This is a genomic window from Staphylococcus casei (assembly GCF_030294405.1).
Classification (GTDB): domain Bacteria; phylum Bacillota; class Bacilli; order Staphylococcales; family Staphylococcaceae; genus Staphylococcus; species Staphylococcus succinus.
Map to the genome: position 1 here is coordinate 1,059,971 of NZ_CP125718.1, position 18,074 is coordinate 1,078,044.

Annotated in this window: 12 protein-coding genes and 1 pseudogene; 11 read left to right on the forward strand and 2 right to left on the reverse strand. The window is 29.7% G+C overall.

The features are described from left to right. Nucleotides 1–103 precede the first annotated feature (103 nt). Nucleotides 104–1,489 carry a class II fumarate hydratase gene (gene fumC / locus QMO72_RS05095; RefSeq protein WP_103267373.1) on the forward strand — a complete coding sequence of 462 codons (1,386 nt, stop codon included), beginning with the start codon at nt 104–106 and terminating at the stop codon, nt 1,487–1,489. A 56-nt stretch (nt 1,490–1,545) separates the two neighbouring features. Here the strand turns inward: fumC and QMO72_RS05100 are convergent, their stop codons facing one another. Beyond that, complete coding sequence (locus tag QMO72_RS05100; protein ID WP_103267372.1) at nt 1,546–2,373, reverse strand: RluA family pseudouridine synthase; 828 nt, start codon at nt 2,371–2,373, stop codon at nt 1,546–1,548. 192 nt (nt 2,374–2,565) lie between these two features. Between QMO72_RS05100 and QMO72_RS05105 the strand changes: the two genes are divergently transcribed. The 4 genes from QMO72_RS05105 (at nt 2,566) to QMO72_RS05120 (ending at nt 8,402) form a co-directional block, all read left to right on the forward strand. Next, complete coding sequence (locus QMO72_RS05105) at nt 2,566–3,675, forward strand: GAF domain-containing sensor histidine kinase (protein WP_103267371.1); 1,110 nt, start codon at nt 2,566–2,568, stop codon at nt 3,673–3,675. A 21-nt stretch (nt 3,676–3,696) separates the two neighbouring features. Beyond that, nucleotides 3,697–4,320, forward strand: coding sequence for a response regulator (locus QMO72_RS05110; protein ID WP_103267370.1), 624 nt, complete (start codon nt 3,697–3,699; stop codon nt 4,318–4,320). Between the two features lie 122 nt (nt 4,321–4,442). Next, complete coding sequence (locus QMO72_RS05115; protein WP_103267369.1) at nt 4,443–5,726, forward strand: dicarboxylate/amino acid:cation symporter; 1,284 nt, start codon at nt 4,443–4,445, stop codon at nt 5,724–5,726. Between the two features lie 390 nt (nt 5,727–6,116). Continuing rightward, nucleotides 6,117–8,402, forward strand: a complete 2,286-nt coding sequence (locus tag QMO72_RS05120; protein WP_286093246.1) for a bifunctional glycosyltransferase/CDP-glycerol:glycerophosphate glycerophosphotransferase — start codon at nt 6,117–6,119, stop codon at nt 8,400–8,402. A gap of 69 nt (nt 8,403–8,471) precedes the next feature. On the opposite strand, the gene QMO72_RS05125 is transcribed toward QMO72_RS05120, so the two are convergent. Further along, a complete protein-coding gene (locus QMO72_RS05125; RefSeq protein ID WP_103268063.1) occupies nt 8,472–9,272 on the reverse strand; it encodes an ABC transporter permease in 801 nt (266 codons plus the stop codon). 495 nt (nt 9,273–9,767) lie between these two features. Between QMO72_RS05125 and QMO72_RS14155 the strand changes: the two are divergent. From QMO72_RS14155 to QMO72_RS05160, 6 genes and pseudogenes are all read left to right on the forward strand, one after another. Next, nucleotides 9,768–12,106: pseudogene (locus QMO72_RS14155) on the forward strand (CDP-glycerol glycerophosphotransferase family protein). Between the two features lie 19 nt (nt 12,107–12,125). Beyond that, nucleotides 12,126–13,097 (forward strand): accessory Sec system protein Asp2, encoded by a 972-nt coding sequence (locus tag QMO72_RS05140; protein WP_103268091.1) that lies wholly within the window; start codon nt 12,126–12,128, stop codon nt 13,095–13,097. 245 nt (nt 13,098–13,342) lie between these two features. Beyond that, on the forward strand, nt 13,343–14,269 hold the full coding sequence (locus QMO72_RS05145) for a proline dehydrogenase family protein (protein ID WP_103268176.1): 927 nt from the start codon (nt 13,343–13,345) through the stop codon (nt 14,267–14,269). A gap of 115 nt (nt 14,270–14,384) precedes the next feature. Further along, nucleotides 14,385–14,780, forward strand: a complete 396-nt coding sequence (locus tag QMO72_RS05150; RefSeq protein WP_069822670.1) for a replication initiator protein A — start codon at nt 14,385–14,387, stop codon at nt 14,778–14,780. 376 nt (nt 14,781–15,156) lie between these two features. Continuing rightward, complete coding sequence (gene thrS / locus QMO72_RS05155; protein ID WP_103268175.1) at nt 15,157–17,070, forward strand: threonine--tRNA ligase; 1,914 nt, start codon at nt 15,157–15,159, stop codon at nt 17,068–17,070. A 44-nt stretch (nt 17,071–17,114) separates the two neighbouring features. Continuing rightward, complete coding sequence (locus tag QMO72_RS05160; protein WP_103268177.1) at nt 17,115–18,029, forward strand: PhzF family phenazine biosynthesis isomerase; 915 nt, start codon at nt 17,115–17,117, stop codon at nt 18,027–18,029. Nucleotides 18,030–18,074 lie beyond the last annotated feature (45 nt).

Genomic DNA, 18,074 nt, shown 5'->3' on the forward strand with positions numbered 1-18,074 from the left:
GTATTATAGAGAATATGAAAACGCTATATAATACAATTGCCCCTGTAAAATAATTAATGCTATACTTAGATTGAATATTGATTAATGAAGGGGAGAATTAGAAATGTCAGTTAGAATTGAACATGATACATTTGGTGAAATAGAAGTACCTGCAGATAAATATTGGGGTGCTCAAACTGAGAGAAGTAAACGTAACTTTCCTGTTGGTAAAGAACGTATGCCTATTGAAGTAGTTTATGGATTTGCACAATTAAAAAGAGGCGCAGCATTAGCAAATCATGAGTTAGGCAAGTTGTCTGATGCTAAAAAAGACGCTATTGTTTATGCATGTGATCGTGTCATTAATAAAGAATTAGATGCGCATTTCCCATTAGTAGTATGGCAAACTGGTAGTGGTACACAAAGCAATATGAATGTTAACGAAGTAGTAAGTTATGTTGCTAATGAATATTTAAAATCACAAGGCAGTGATGAATCAATCCATCCTAATGATGACGTTAACAAATCACAAAGTTCAAATGATACATTTCCAACAGCGATGCATATTGCGTTATATAATGAGATAGAGACGAAATTAGAACCAGCTTTAAAAGTATTACGAGACACATTTAAAGAAAAAGAAGAACAATTTAATGATATTATTAAAATTGGACGTACACACTTACAAGATGCGACACCTATTCGCTTAGGTCAAGAAATCAGTGGTTGGCGTTACATGCTGGACAAATGTGAGACGCTTTTAGGGGAGTCTAAAGCACATATTTTGAATTTAGCCATTGGTGGTACAGCGGTTGGAACTGGTATTAATGCGCATCCCCAATTTGGAGATAAGGTAGCTAAATTTATAGCAGAGAATACAGGCTATGCATTTGTATCTTCTGAAAATAAATTTCATGCCTTAACAGCACATGATGAAGTTGTACAATTACATGGTACTTTAAAAGCATTAGCAACAGACTTAATGAAAATCGCTAATGATGTCAGATGGTTAGCTTCAGGTCCGCGTGCAGGTTTAGCCGAATTGTCCATACCGGAGAATGAACCAGGATCTTCTATAATGCCAGGTAAGGTTAACCCAACGCAATGTGAAATGTTAACTATGGTAGCTGTACAGGTAATGGGAAATGACACAGCAGTCGGCATTGGAAGCTCACAAGGTAATTTTGAGCTAAATGTATACAAACCCGTCATTTTACTCAATACATTACAATCCATTTACTTATTAGCTGATGGTATGCAAACATTTAACGATAATTGTGCTGTGGGTATTGAACCAATACCAGAGAATATAGATAACTATTTAAATCAATCATTAATGTTAGTTACAGCATTAAATCCTCATATTGGTTATGAAAATGCAGCGAGTATAGCTAAAAAAGCACATCGTGAAGGGCTCACTTTAAAAGAATCGGCAATTCAATCAGGTCACGTTACTGAAGAACAATTTAATGAATGGATCAAACCAGCAGACATGGTTGAACCAAAATAAAAATAAAAAAGCCAATCTCTATATTAGGGATTGGCTTTTTTATCATGTTTTTGGACTTATATTTCATCATCTAAACTTACAGAAATTGCTTCTTGTGTTAGAGGATGTGTAAATTCTATTTTATAACTATTTAATTGAAGTTGTCTTAACGTCGAATTACCATATAAAGGATCACCGATAACTGGATGCCCAATTTCAGCTAAGTGAACACGAATTTGATGTGTTCTACCAGTATCTAATTTTAATTCTAACTCACAGACGTCTTCTTTAATCATTTTAGAATTAATGATATGTGTAATTGCAGTTTGTCCAGTAGGTGAGATTCTACGCTTATTCGAATGGAATTTATCTTTACCAATAGGTTGATCTATAGTTTGTGGTTTAATAGGTAATAAACTATGCACATTTGCTTTATAGATACGGTCTATTTCATTTTCTTCTAGCATACGATCTAAAATCTTTTTCATTAATGGATTTTTAGCAACAATTAAGAGCCCAACAGTTTCTTGGTCTAGGCGATGAATTGGCTCAACATAATCGCTTTTAACTGTGTAAATGACATGATTCATTAAAGTATTGCTTTCTTTTAAATCATTAGGATGTGTTTTCACACCTTTAGGTTTCATTACGATAGCAATGTCATCATCCTCGTAGTAAATCTGTGCAAAACGGTAACTTGGTAAGTAGTTACTTACTTCTTCAGGTGTTGGTATATAAGCGATATCGCCTGTCTTTACCTTAGTCATGAGTGTTGCGGGTACGTCGTTAAGCGTTATTGCTTTAGACATGTTTAAATTATGCAAGTCCTTTTTAGGTAAATGCAACTGCTGAAAAATTTCTCTCAAAGTTAATTGATTATATTTATTAGGGATTTCAAATTTCATAGTATCCTCCTCGATTATCATATATTATCATACCATAAACTCAAGGTTAAAAATATTAGTCATAGTAATTCTATAAAATTTATTATGACTCATCAGTGATGCTGATTAAAGATATACCTTCAGTATTTTTCAATTTATGAATAAGACTGTATAATGTAGATAAAGTGATTTGAAAAAGGGTGGACGGGTTATATGGAAAAACCAACACGACTTGCACTGTTAAAAGAAATTGCAGAGTTCTTAAATGAAGAAACTGAAACATATAGTATGATGTATGGTGCTTTGAAATCCTTAATTGAAGGTAGTGAATTTTCAACGGGTTGGATTTTTTTTATTGATGAAGCAGGACAACATGAATTGATTTCTGATGTGGACTTACCTGGTGCTTTATCGAAGCATAATTGTAAATATATGCGCGAAGGTACATGTTGGTGTGTCCAAGCCTATCAAAATAAAAAATTAACTAAAGCTTCTAACATTATAAATTGTTCTCGTATTAATTTAGCGAATCGAGCATATCATGAAGAAACAGATGGGATTACCCATCATGCAACAGTACCGCTTAGATCTGGAGATGAGCAATTTGGCTTATTAAATGTTGCTACACCGTATACAACACACTATAGTGAAGAAAATTTAGAGTTATTAGAGTCGGTAGCATTTCAAATTGGTTCAGCAATCAAGCGCATTTTACTTACAGATCAAGAAAAAGAAGCGGCACGTATTAGTGAAAGAAATCGTTTAGCGAGAGATTTACATGACTCAGTAAACCAGATGCTATTTTCAGTAAAATTAACTGCACATGCAGCTTACGGGATGTCAAAGGAAGCAGTATCTCAAGAGGCATTTCAAATGATTGAACAAACAAGTCAGCAAGCAGTAAATGAAATGAGAGCTTTAATCTGGCAATTGAAACCCGTTGGATTAGAACAAGGTCTTGTAAATGCTTTAAAAAAATATAGTGAATTACTGCAACTTGAATTGAATGTGCAAGTAGAAGGTTTAATTAACCTTCCTAATTTGATTGAAGAAAATATTTATCGCATTATCCAAGAAGCAATGAACAACACTAAAAAACATGGGAAGACGCATAGAATTGATTTAGTATTAAAACAACAAAAACAATGTTTAAATGTTGAAATTAAAGATTACGGGGAAGGGTTTGATGTGTTAGAAGCACAGCATCAATACTCACACGGATTAAATAATATGAGACAACGTACTAAAATGATACATGGTAAAATAGATATTGTCTCACAACCTCAAATGGGCACTTGTATCCATATAGTTGTACCATTATAGATGATTGAAAGGAAGATAGATATGCATCGAATTATACTTGTTGATGATCATCACATCGTAAGACAAGGTTTAGAATTTTTGCTTTCCACCGTAGATGATATCGAGGTCATTGGTGGCTTTTCAGATGGTAAATCTTTTCTGGATTATTTAAAGACCGGTGATGTGCCAGATATTGTATTACTTGATTTAGTAATGCCGGAAATGAATGGCATAGAGATAACAGAAATTATGAAGGATCAATATCCTAATGTGAAAATATTAGTACTGACTAGCTATGTTGATGATGAACATGTGATATCTGCGATTGATAAAGGTGCAGATGGTTATGAAATGAAAGATGTAGAGCCTGAACAGCTCATTGAAACTATCAAGAAAGTCATAGCAGGTGATAAAATGATTCATCCTCAGGCGCAACATGTAATCGAAACAGTAAGCAAAAAGCCACACTTCACAAACAAACTTTCAAAGCGTGAATCAGAAGTATTAGCCGAGATGACCAAAGGAAAAACAAATAAAGAAATCGCAGAAGCTTTATTTGTGTCAGAAAAAACAGTGAAAACACATGTAAGTCATATTTTCAGTAAACTACAAGTGTCGGACCGAACTCAAGCAGCAATATATGCGATGGAAAATAAATTAATATAATAAGAGGAATGCTACGTATATCATTATGAATACATAGCATTTTTTTGTTTTTAATAACTTTTGATGTAAAATGTAAACTTTTACTATATAATAAAAGTTAACAAAATAAAGGGGATGTTGCTATGAAGACAAAGAATCTTTCAATAAAAATTGTCATAGCATTGGTTTTAGGTATTGCAGTAGGTTCTGTTTGTAATCTTTTTGTACAATCAGGGTTTGTAGCAAATGTAGATAAATACCTATTCAATGTAATTGGGCAAATATTCTTGAATTTAATCTTTATGTTAGTAGTACCTGTAGTATTCGTATCTATCGTTTTAGGCGTAGTTGGTGTAGGCGATCCTAAATTGCTTGGAGGCATAGGATTAAAAACAATTTCATTCTTTTTAACGACTACAGCTTTAGCAATTATTATTGGTATAGCATTGGCATTAATATTTAAACCAGGGGAAGGTAAATCAGATTTATTAAAAAGCGAAGACGTCTCGAGTTATCAACAAACATTAAACAAAGACAATTCACAAGGATCGGCAGCAAAACAAACATTTGACCAAACATTGATCAATTTGTTTCCTAAAAATCCGATTCAAGCTATGACTGATGGCAATATGTTGCAAATTATTACTTTTGCAATATTCATTGGTATTGGCATAATCATGGTAGGATCCAAGGCTCAAATTGTGCATAGGCTATTTGAACAAACAAATGAAATACTCATGTACATTATTACAATGATTATGAGAATATTTGCACCTATAGGAACCTTCGGCTTGGTTGCACATGCTTTTACAGGGGCGGGATTTGGGGCCATTCAGCAGTTAGGCATGTATTTCTTCATCGTCTTACTTGCACTCTTTATTCATTTCTTTGTAGTATATGGATCAGCGGTAAAATTATTAGGACATTATAGTCCATTGAAGTTCTTTAAAGGTTTTTTACCAGCCATTACCATTGGTTTTAGTGCTTCAAGTTCTAATGCAGCTTTACCTGTTTCGATGAATTGTACTAAAAAAATGGGTGTTAGACCTGAAATAGCATCATTTGTTCAACCTTTGGGAGCGACCATTAACATGGATGGAACAGCAATAATGCAAGGGGTTGCAACAATATTTATTGCGCAAATATCAGGAGCCCAACTATCTATAGGACAATTAGCTACCGTTGTAGTTATTGCCGTTGTGGCTTCCATAGGCACAGCGGGCGTGCCGGGTGTAGGACTTATTATGCTAGCGATGGTATTAAATGCAGTTGGTTTAAATCCAGCCGCTATTGGTATTATATTAGGTATAGATAGATTGTTAGATATGACAAGAACATCGGTAAACATAACGGGTGATGCTGCTTGTGCCTTAATTATTTCAAGAAAAGAAGATAAAAAATTAGCATCACAAAGTGAATCTATATAAGTTACAGATAATAATTAAACATCGCACTAGTGAATATCGATATAACGGCATATACCTCAATACATGAGGTATATGCTTTTTTATTTGTGCAAATATCACCTCACTTTTAGAAGAAGGATTAATAAGCATTATTTAATTTTATTAATATAATTTTATATTTAATGAAAACGTATACAATATATATATTTAAACAAATTAATTATGTGAAATAGCTGAAGTTTTTTTAGTTATTTATATTTATACGAAATTTTACACATATTAAACTTTTAGAAATATTATATAAATATATTGTATTTAACTTTTTATAGCGATATAATATAAAACATTGTGTTTATACAAAAATAAGCAGTGATTCAATATGAAATATTGTTACAAGAAAGAGGGAAAACAATGGATTTTTCAATAATTATTCCATTTAAGGATAAAGGGAACAACGAAAGATTTTTAGAAAATTGTATAGAAAGTCTAAATAATCAAACATACCAAGACTTTGAAGTTTTGTTTCTTCATAATAAATCAGAAAGATTACAGACACTTACGCGTCATACTCAGTTAAACATGAGAACGCTTGAGATGTCAGAGACTGATCAACTTACAGATTATAGAAATTTAGGGCTAGAACAGGCTAAAGGTGAGTTTTTAATATTTATGGATGCGGACGATTATTTACATCCCAATGCTTTGATTTATGCAAAACAGATAATCGAAGCTTCGAAAGATAATACAGATGTATTTAAATTTGCAATTACTAAAACTAATTTAGATAAAACATCAACTTTAAAAAAGAATAAGCGTGTCTTTTTTGATGGTGAGGCATTTTCTAAATTGGAAGCAGTTATGAATGGAGCGAGTATTTCAGTTGATGATGTACAGTTAAAGCAAATTATAAATGGTTTTTTTGAAAACCAAATGATTAGTCATAAATCTGAGCATGTAAAACCAGTTAATTATCTCAGTCGTTTGAATTACCAATTTAGAGTACATAGCTTCATAATTAAAAAATCATTTTTAATTGATAATCAATTAAAGTTCAAATCTGAAAATACATTATATAGTGATATTCCATTTTTAATTGAATTATATAACCATACATCAAATATAAAGCAAACAACTACAAAATTATATTATAAGTATATTCATAATGATTCGATTAATTATCCTTCACTTACCCAAGAAGAACATGATGATAGATTATTAAAAAGAGTCCAAGCTATAAATGAAGCATTGGCTTTTTGTGAGAATTTAAAAATGGCAAGACAATTAAAAATCACTGCTATTAATGATTACTTATACAAAGTAGTGAAAAGTCCAATATTTACCGAATCATATACAGAAGTAAGTAAAATATATCGTGAATTGCATACTATTTTAAATATTAAATCAGCAAACTTTAAATTAAGCAAAAGACATTCTTATGAAATGAATGCAATTGAAAAGGGTAAATTTAAAACGGCTTTTATGTTTAGTAAAAGTAGAGTACTAGGTTATAAAGCGTATCAATTTTCTAAGCCTAAAAACCAAAGATTTAGACAAAAGAAAATACAAAAAAATGTCTTTACAAGATTACCTATACAAGAAAACACCGTATTATATGAAAGCTTTTTAGGTAAAAATTATTCAGATAGTCCTAAGGCGATATTTAAGTATTTACTAGAGAACGAACCTAATAAATGGAAGCATATATGGGTACTTAACAATCAAGATATTGTAAAAAATGAACATGAATTTAAACATAAAAATGTAAGAATAATAAAAAGGTTTAGCTGGAAATATTTTTATTATGTTACTTTATCAAAATATTTTGTACTAAACATGAGACAACCTAAATGGTTGCATAAAAAAGAAGAACAAGTCATCTTATCCACGTGGCATGGCACACCGCTGAAACGCTTAGTTTTTGATATGGAAAATGTAACGTCAGCTAATAAAAATTATAAAAAAGATTTTTATAACCAATCAAGAAAATGGGATTATTTAATCGCTGCTAATCAATATAGCCAAGAGATATTTGAGAGCGCCTTTATGTATCCTAAAAACCAAATATTAACGTACGGTTACCCAAGAAATGATATATTGACGAATCATACTGTTCAATATAAAAATGAAGTGAAAGAAAAGTTGAATTTACCAAAATCTAAAAAAGTTATTTTATATGCACCAACATGGAGAGACGATGAATTCCATTCAGCAGGAAAATATAAATTCAAGCTACAATTAGATTTACAACGTATGAGAGAAGAGTTTGGAAATGATTATGTCATTGTATTAAGAATGCATTATTTTATTTCTGACAACATGGATTTAACTGGATTTGAAGGTTTTGCTTATGATTATTCTAAATATAATGATATTAATGACTTATATATAGCTAGCGATTTATTGATTACGGATTATTCTTCAGTATTTTTCGATTATGCTAATCTTAGAAAGCCCATTTTGTTCTTTACTTATGATATTGAAAAATATCAAAGTATGTTGAGAGGGTTTTATATTGATGTATATAATGAATTGCCTGGTCCATTACTGTTATCAAATGACGCGCTTTTTAATGCACTTAATAATATTGAATCAGTGAATGATGACTACAAACAAAAGTATGAGAAGTTTTATAGAACGTACTGTAATTTAGAAGATGGTAATGCAACAAAACGTGTTGTAAATGAAGTATTTAACTAAAAGCACATACAGGAATTCATTTAATGAATTCCTGTATGTGCTTTTTTTAGTGACATGATAGCATTAACCCTACATATAATCTGCGAAATGGTCTCGATAACGCATATGTAGTATGGAACCTAATATGAATAACACGATCACTAGGCATAAATTATAAACTGCTAAATGCCAATGTGTGATAAAGAACCACTCATGGTGCAATATTGCTGCTCGATATCCTTCTGCTAGGAAAAAAATAGGATTAAATTTCATAACAGTTAAAACTGTTTCGTTGGTGGGTAAGTATAATATTGAAGAAACAAAGAAAATGATTCTCATTAGTGACTGCATGATCATTTGTGTATCCCTAATAAGGACACCTAATGTTGATGTAACTAAAGAGATGGCCATTGTTAATATTAACGCAAAAGGGATGTATAACAATAACTGTAAGGTGTAAATAGTTGGATGATAGCCCCCAACTAAACAAAGAAGCATTACAATGATTAATAACCCCATATGTCCATAGAACCTACTGAATACAATATAGCTCGGTATAATTGATAGTGGGAATTTCATCTTTGCGACTTGATTGAATTTTGAAGATATTGCCTTTGTACCTTCGAGAACGCCTTGATTAACGAAGAACCACATACTTATACCGACCATTAGCCAATAAATAAATGGCACACCTTCCATCATTTTATTACTTCTAAACCCTAGTCCAAAGACAAACCAATAGACTGCAATTTGCATAGCGGGGTTAATTAATTCCCATGCGATACCTAAGTAATTATTATGATTAGAAATTCTTAGTTGAAATTCAGCTAATCTTTTAATGAGATAAGCATTTTTAATATGTTCGATGAAGACAATCCATGCTGATTTCATACGTAATAAAACTCTCTTTCATATAGCTTTTTTATAATTATATAATACATATGTTTAAATTGAAAATAAATTTAGTAGACTTTGACTTGAACCCAATGCTTATATGTAGAATTATTAACAAAAATACTCTTCTAAAATAAGTAAAAGAAATATGACTTTGTAACTATATTAATTCATATTTCATTACAAAATCTTTTCTATAATAAATTTTATAAGCGTTTAACAAAATGCTTAATATTATAGTAGAGATTATTTTTAAATATTTTATTATTGTTAAGTTTATCTTAATATTTAGGGTATAATAAAATTATATTATCGATTAAATAGAGATGTTTACACTTTTTTCAATTTATAAGTATTTGTCAATAATATACTTATATGTATAGAATTAATAATTATTATATATTATGATGTATAAAAAGATACTTATAATATATATAGGAGGAGATTATTTATAATTTAAGGAATTTGAATAAAAAAGGGGAGTCAAAGGTTATGCAAATCAATATATTAGGTTTTAATATCTTCGCAAAAGGAGGGACATCAAGAAGTAATATTAATTTAATTAAAGCCTTTTTGGAAAAAGGGCATGAAGTTAAATATTTTAATAGCTTGGATTTTGAAGCAAGTGAAATTACAAAATTAATTATACATGAAGATATTAATTCTTCTGATTTTAAAGTTTTTAAGAGTTATGATTATGATGAGTTATCAGTTGGAGATATTTTAATTATTACTAGGGAAGATTTATTTAAATATTCTAGAATTGTTAAACAACATAATAGTAATTTAAAGGTCGTGGGAGAAATACATGGACCACTTGAATATATCAATGATGATATTGATCTCTCGTTAGATACAATTGATTGTATACGCGTAAGTACAGAATCAATAAAACAACAATTTGAACACAAATATAATTATAAAGCGGTTTTTAATCAATATGTGAATGCGCAACACATTGAACTTACAAATATACCTTCAAATACAAAGCGAAATTTGTTAATCAAATCAAGATTTGAAGATGGTGTGAAAGATATCTCGTATGTAATTAAACTAATTCATTATATAAAGCGAAATACATATAAAAATGACATTCAGTTATATATTGTAGGTTACGGGCCTTCTGAAAACTTATATAAAAATTTAGTTGAATATTATAATCTTGAGGATAATATCCATATTAATGAGCGTGAGCCTTTGAATTATATTTATGTTTCAACATCTCCATACGAGACATTAGGGTATTCAATTTTAGAAACTGTGGCTAATGGCAATCAGGCACTTATATATGCAGGTGATGATAACGTTTTGGAAGATATATATAAGAAATATAATGCTGTTTCATTTTTAAGTAAGGATTTTCGTAAAGATAGCGAACAATTGTTACAAGTATTTGAAGGTAAATATACGCGTAGTGAGAGAGCGAAAGATTTACAACGTTTACAAATAGACTTTGCAAATGATGACTATGTCGTAGATATCTTAATAACGTGAATAGTGTGAATAATGAGAATTTAGCTAAGATTATTGATGTTAAAAAAGCACGTGTGCCTAAAATTAAGCCTAAGAAGACAAATACTAGTAAAATTCATAACTTAGATCAAAAAAGAGATTTATATGAGAATTTAAAGAAAACCGTCTTATTTAAAAAACTATTTAATAACAATATTTTCTTTAACGGGATGAAGAAAGTATATATTTATCGGAAAAATAAATTAGAGAAGAAGATTATGGATGGTATAGAACCTGAAGAAAATAAAGTGTTTATTGAGTCTTTTCATGGAAGTAATTTTAGTGGTGATCCTAAATATCTTGCCTTACAGATTAAGAAAAACTTTAAAGATAAAAAAGTATATGTAAGTTCAGTTAATTCATTAGTAGATATAGAAATTAGAAATAGTGGATTGATACCAGTTAGGTTTGGTAGTGCAATTTATAAAAAAATATTCCGCTCTTGTAAATATGTATTCATGAATGGTAATTCATTAGATAATGTATATAAGCATAGTAATCAAATTTTTGTACAGACATGGCACGGTTTTCCCCTCAAAAAAATGGTGAATGATCTGAGTGACAAGAAAGAAAAAAATCTTCAACTATCAAAATTTTTACCAAGAATGAATAAATGGGATTATCTGATAACGTCATCTGATTTAAATACTTTATTACTAAAATCCGCATTTAAATTGGAAATCAATAATCGATTAAAAGTATTAGAATTAGGAGCACCGAGAAATGAATATTTAATTAATAGTAACAATGAACAAGAATGGCTTAGAATTCAGAGTAAGTATCTATTTCAAAATGATGAAAATACTAAGTATATTCTCTATTGTCCAACGTGGAGAAATGGTCAAAGAGATAGTATTACCAATATCAATTTAGTAGATTTATTAGCGTTTTTACCTTCAAATTATAAAATTATTGTTAAATTACATCCGAATGAGTCAAGGTTACGAAATAAATATAATAACTTAGATCCAAGAATACATTGTTTCTATAATGAGTTTGTAGATATTCAAGAATTATATATACTATGTGAAGCAATGATTACAGATTATTCTTCAACTATTTTTGATTATGCACATTTAAATAAGCCTATTTTCTTATTACAAGAAGATACAAACAAATATCAAGAAGAAGTAGGGTTTTATTTTGATATCAATGAGGTTGGTAAGTTTCCAGAAGTCACTTTCAATGAAAAAAAATTAGCAAATCAATTAACAAGAATTAAAAAAATTGATTACAGTAAAATGACAAGTAGATTAATGAAAAATGATAAATCCAATTCATCAGCAAAAATTTTAAATCAAGTTTTTAATGTGAAATGAAAATAGTGAGGTTGTATTCATGGAGTCCAATAAAGTATATAAACTAGATGAACAGATTAATTTTGAAAATCAAAAAAGAATTTTAATAGATACAGGTAATCAAGAAAACTATATACAAAAAGCACGGAAGACAGCGGCTATTCATCAACAATATAAGGATTTATTAAAGCAAGATTATATATTATATTTTCATCAAAAAACAATATCAAAATTTTACAAGAGAAAATATGTAGAGGAATTATTTCAAAGAAAAGATCTCATCAAATTCAATCATTTATTCTATACACTTGATGCACCTGAAGGAAGAAAAGTGAATGAGGATGAAACGAGGAAATTATTAGTCATATTTACTTGTATGCCTAATGCTAAGGAGTATGATAGTTCGCTTATACCTAAGCGTATGTTTCCTAAATTTTTTGATGGAATTGAAAAGAGCTTGGTGAAAAATGTGTATACAATGAGAATTATGGATATCAATGTGTCACATGGTTCACACTATATCAATACTACGAACTATGCAGAATATGAAAGTGATATTAAAGGTGCAATTGAATCTGTTCAAAGCCAATTAGCTATAGCCACTGAAAATATCGTGTTATATGGTGGGTCAAAAGGGGGAACAGGTGCCATATATCATGGTGCTGCTCTAGATTTAAAAACATTAGCGGTGGATCCAATTGTGAATATTGGTGGTAAATTGGCACAAAATGACAGAAGATTTTTAAAGGATATTAGAAAGGAAGACTTGGTACCAACAATTAATAATAATTTGAGTAAACAAAATAATTTTATTAAACATGTTATTTGTAGTGAAAAAGTTCCATTATATTACAATGAAACGAGCAGGATAGATGAAAAAAACATTAATAAAATAAACGTGAAAGATAAGATGATTACATCACACCCAGAAGTTTCTCGGAACACAGTACCAGAACAATTAATGATATTGAACTTCCTTTTAGGTGGACATAAACAGATTGAAAAAGATTAGGACGCTGCTCCTAATCTTTTTTTATTAATAATTCTTTTGGAAGAGTGAAATTTTCAAAAATAAGATTGAGTTAGAAACATCACAAAATATAGCATATGTCATATAATCTTACATTCCGTGTTATATAATCTACTTTGAATTTTATTTTTATAAAATAGTGGTATAACATCTAACATATAAAGCAAAGACATTTGTGGTGTATAGAACTAAAAGTAATAACTTGATGTTATATAAGGAGGAATTCTATGACAGTAATAAAATCGTGTCTCTTTTCACTATCGCAAAGTGGTAACTTAAATAAACTAGCAAAGAAGTTAGGACCCAAGCTAGGTATTCATTCATTTATAGCTGGAACAAATTTAGTTGAATTAGAAACAAATATTTATAGATTAAATAATCGTGGCGTGGCTGTAACTATCGACAACTTGGGAGAATTTGTTTACTACGAAAAAGATGCAATTGAGGCAACGTCACGAATTTTAGACGTCATAGATAGAATATATCTCAAAGAACTTAATGGTCATATTTCAATCAAATTAACTCAAATTGGTTTAGATATTGATGATAAGATTTGCTTAAATAATGCCACTAAAATTATTGATTATGCTGACCAAAAAAATATATTTGTAAATATCGATATGGAAGACTTTAATCATATAGAAGCAAGTTGGAATATTATACATGAACTCACTGCGAAATATTCAAATATTGGTACTGTAATCCAAGCAGCTTTATATAGAGCGGAAAGTGATGTAAAGCAAAATAAAAATATGAAGTTACGTATTGTCAAAGGGGCATATAAAGAAAGTGCAAATATTTCGTTTCAAATGAAAAAGGAAATAGATAATAACTTTTTAAAATTAACAAAAATGCACTTATTAGATGGAGCTTTCACGTCTATTGCAACTCATGATCATAATATAATAAGAGAAATTATATATTTTATAGAAGAAAATGATATTTCAACAAGTAAATTTGAATTTCAAATGTTATATGGGTTTCGCACCAATCTTCAAGATGCATTAGTAGAGAAAGGATACAATGTCTGTGTCTACATGCCTTTTGGTAAAGAATGGTATGGATATTTTATGAGGAGAATCGCTGAAAGACCCCAAAATATAAACTTAGTACTAAAACAAACTTTCAACAAATTTTTCACAAAAGCGTATTAGAGCATATATAGTAAAGTATTATTTCTATTGAGAATTTCACAGTTTTATAAAAATTATTTTGGAATAATATGGCATTATATAATCGCAAGTATATTAATAGAAAGCGGTGTAAATCATGAAAGATCAATTTTTTACGGATAACGGTAATGAAAATTTAGACTACTACCAAATGCCTAAAGTTTTAATGTGTAGCGATCGCTATATAAAATTAACACCTAATGCTTTTAAATTATATATCGTTCTACATGAACGCATGCAATTAAGTATGCAAAATGGTTGGAAAAATGAAGAAGGATCATATTATGTCCATATGGCGCCCCAAGAAGCTGAGGATCTATTTAATTATTCAACTCTAACTTTTGAAGATACAAAAATAGAATTAGAAATGTTTGATTTACTTTATCAAGAGAAGCATAGCTCAGAAAAGTTACCTAGATTATATATTAAAAAATGTAAATATACTGATGAAGAGTTTTTAGAGTATGAAAATATGTTAGTCAATATACAATGATATTAAGTAACTAAAATGGTTTTATATAACTTGGTATAACAATTATGACTATTTTAAAAAAATACATTGAAAATTCAAACTAATTAATATAAACTTATCATTAATTTAAAATTAAAATCAAAGATAAAGAAAAAATATTATATTATAGTAAGAGATTAGAAGTCATCGGCTGTAAGCTTCTATATCAACTAATATTTTACTACTTTAGAGATATGTATGAAAATACATCGTTTAATAACATGTTACGTTATTCAATGAGCCCTAATTGGTTAACAAATCAGTTAGGGGAATTTGGGTGGTACCACGAGACTGCGCTCGTCCCTATATCTATAGGGATAAGCGCAGTTTTTTATTATAAATAAAAGGAGTGTTATCAATGTTTGTAGATAATGTGAAAGTTAAATTATCAAATAATAATGAATTGGAGGTGCCCCAAGAAACAACATTACTTCATGTTGCTAAAAATATTGGTAGCTCTTTTTCAAAAAAAGCTGCCCTAGGATATGTCAATGGAGATTTAAGAGAATTAAGCTATCCACTCAATGAAGATTGTGAAATTAAGTTTATTACTTTTGAAGATCAAGAAGCTCAAAAATCAATAAAATATACATTATCTTTTTTAATTAGTTATATAATCCAAGACCAATTTGAGGGAATTGAGATTGCTGATATAGGTGTAAGTAACGATGATTTCTATTGTGATTTCCGTACTGTATTCCAAAATCTTAATAAAAATGATTTGAAAACAATAAATAAATCACTTTCTAATATTATAAATGCTAATCAAACAATAGCAGTATCTGAAATACCTAAAAAAGAGGTACAACACATATTTAGTGATACAAAGTATATGAATTATCATGTTGAAAATAATGAAGATAATAACATTAAAGTTGCCCAAATAGGGTCATATACATCGTTAATTAGTTATCCTATAATTAGTAATTTATCAAAACTCAAAAATTATAAACTTATAAATATTTCATCTACAAATTGGCTGAGAGATATAAACAACGAACCTTTACAACGTATATCAGGTATAGCTTTTTCTAGTGAGGAAGCTTTAAAAGATCATGAAACATTTATTGAAAAATACGAAAATATTAATCACAGAAAAATAGGTAAAGAACTCAATTTGTTTACATTTTCTGATTATGCTCCTGGTATGCCTTTTTATAAGCATAATGGACAAATTATACGTCTTGAACTTCAAAATCTTTTACGAAAACTACAATTTGAAGAGGATTATGAAGAAGTATATACACCATTTATAATGAATGAAACATTATGGAAAGATAGTGGACATTGGGATCACTATAAAAACAATATGTATTTTACAGAGGTAGATGATATAAAATATTCATTGAAGCCTATGAATTGTCCAGGTCACATGCTCATTTATAAAAATGAACATCACTCTTACAGAGATTTACCTATTCGTATGGCTGAATTTGGCCAAGTACATCGTCATGAACTTAGTGGTTCTTTAAACGGATTGTTTAGAGTAAGAACTTTTAACCAAGATGATGCCCACATCTATGTGACTCAAAACCAAATAGAAAATGAAATTCTTAATGTACTTAATCTAATTGATAAGGTATATACGATCTTTGAATTTGATTACAATATTGAATTATCTACACGTCCAGATGATTATATGGGAGACATTAACTTATGGAATTTTGCAGAATCATCTCTTGAAAATGTACTTAATTATAATCAATTAGAATATACAATCAACGAAAAAGATGGCGCATTTTATGGTCCTAAAATAGACATTCATATTAAAGATGCATTAGGTAGAAGTCATCAATGTGGAACAATTCAACTTGATTTTCAAATGCCAGAAAAATTTGATTTAAGTTATATTAATGAAAATAATGAAAAAGAAAGACCTGTCGTTATCCATAGAGCAATTTATGGCTCTATCGATCGATTTTTAGGTATTTTACTTGAGCACTATGCAGGTCATTTACCCTTATGGTTGGCGCCCAATCAAGTTAAAATGATTCCTGTTAACAATAAAATACATTCAGATCATGTTGATGGCATAAAAAAAAGACTGAAATCAAAAGGTATAAGAGTTAATAGTGACAATACTGAGGAAAAAATGGGATATAAAATTAGAAAGGCGCAACTTCAAAAAGTTCCTTATACTATTGTTGTAGGAGATAAAGAAATAAAGGATAATACTATTTCTGTACGCAAATATAGAGAAAATGAAGAAAAAGTATATAACTTAGATGAATTTATAGAAAAAATTATAAATGAAATTAACTTAATAAGTTAATATAGCTTACTGTTGATGATATATATGTAAGGAGGTCGTTCACCATGAAATATGTAACAGTTTATCATTATGATGCTTTTACTTTGAAACCTAATAAAGGAAATCCTGCAGGTTTAGTATTAAATGGGGATGAGTTAAGCAATAATGAAATGCAAGAAATTGCGTATAAAGTAGGATTTAATGAAACAGCGTTTCTAGTTAAGTCCGATAAGTCTGATTTTAGAATTCGTTATTTCACTCCTGGACAAGAAATGAATCTTTGTGGTCACGCAACAATCGCAATGATTTATGCTCTGAAAACAATGAATCTATTAATGCTAAAAAAACATGTAACAATCGAAACAAAGGTAGGTATTTTAGGTATTAAGGTAGATTTGTCTGAAGACAATAAAGTGATTATAACGATGAAACAAGCAGCACCTCAGTTTGAAGCGTTCAAAGGCTCTAAGAAAGATTTAGTCGATGCTATAGGTATTAACGAGGACGATTTAGAAGATGACTTTCCAATTTTATATGGTAGTACTGGTGCATGGACACTTCTAGTGCCAGTTAACAACCTTGAAGTATTTAAAACAATGAAACCTAATAATAGCTTATTTCCAACTATATTAAATGAAAGATCTAAGGCTTCCATTCATCCATTTTGCTTTGAAACTTATGATCCAGATGCTGATATGCATGCTAGACATTTTTCGTCGCCTTACTCAGGTACAATAGAAGATGCAGTTACTGGAACTGCTTCGGGAATTATGGGGGTATATTTTACAAAATATAAAAAAGACACTGGTAGGGATTCGTTAAAGTTTATTGTCGAACAAGGACATGAGATAAATAAAGATGGCCGAGTATTAGTAAATGTTTCGCCTAACGAATGTGGTTATGATGTAGAGGTAGCTGGAAGCGCCGTATATGTTAACCAATTTGAAATTTTATTAGAAGATAAAGAAATATCAAATTAATAATCGTTGTATATTTGAAAATATAAAAGACCGATTGAGTGATTA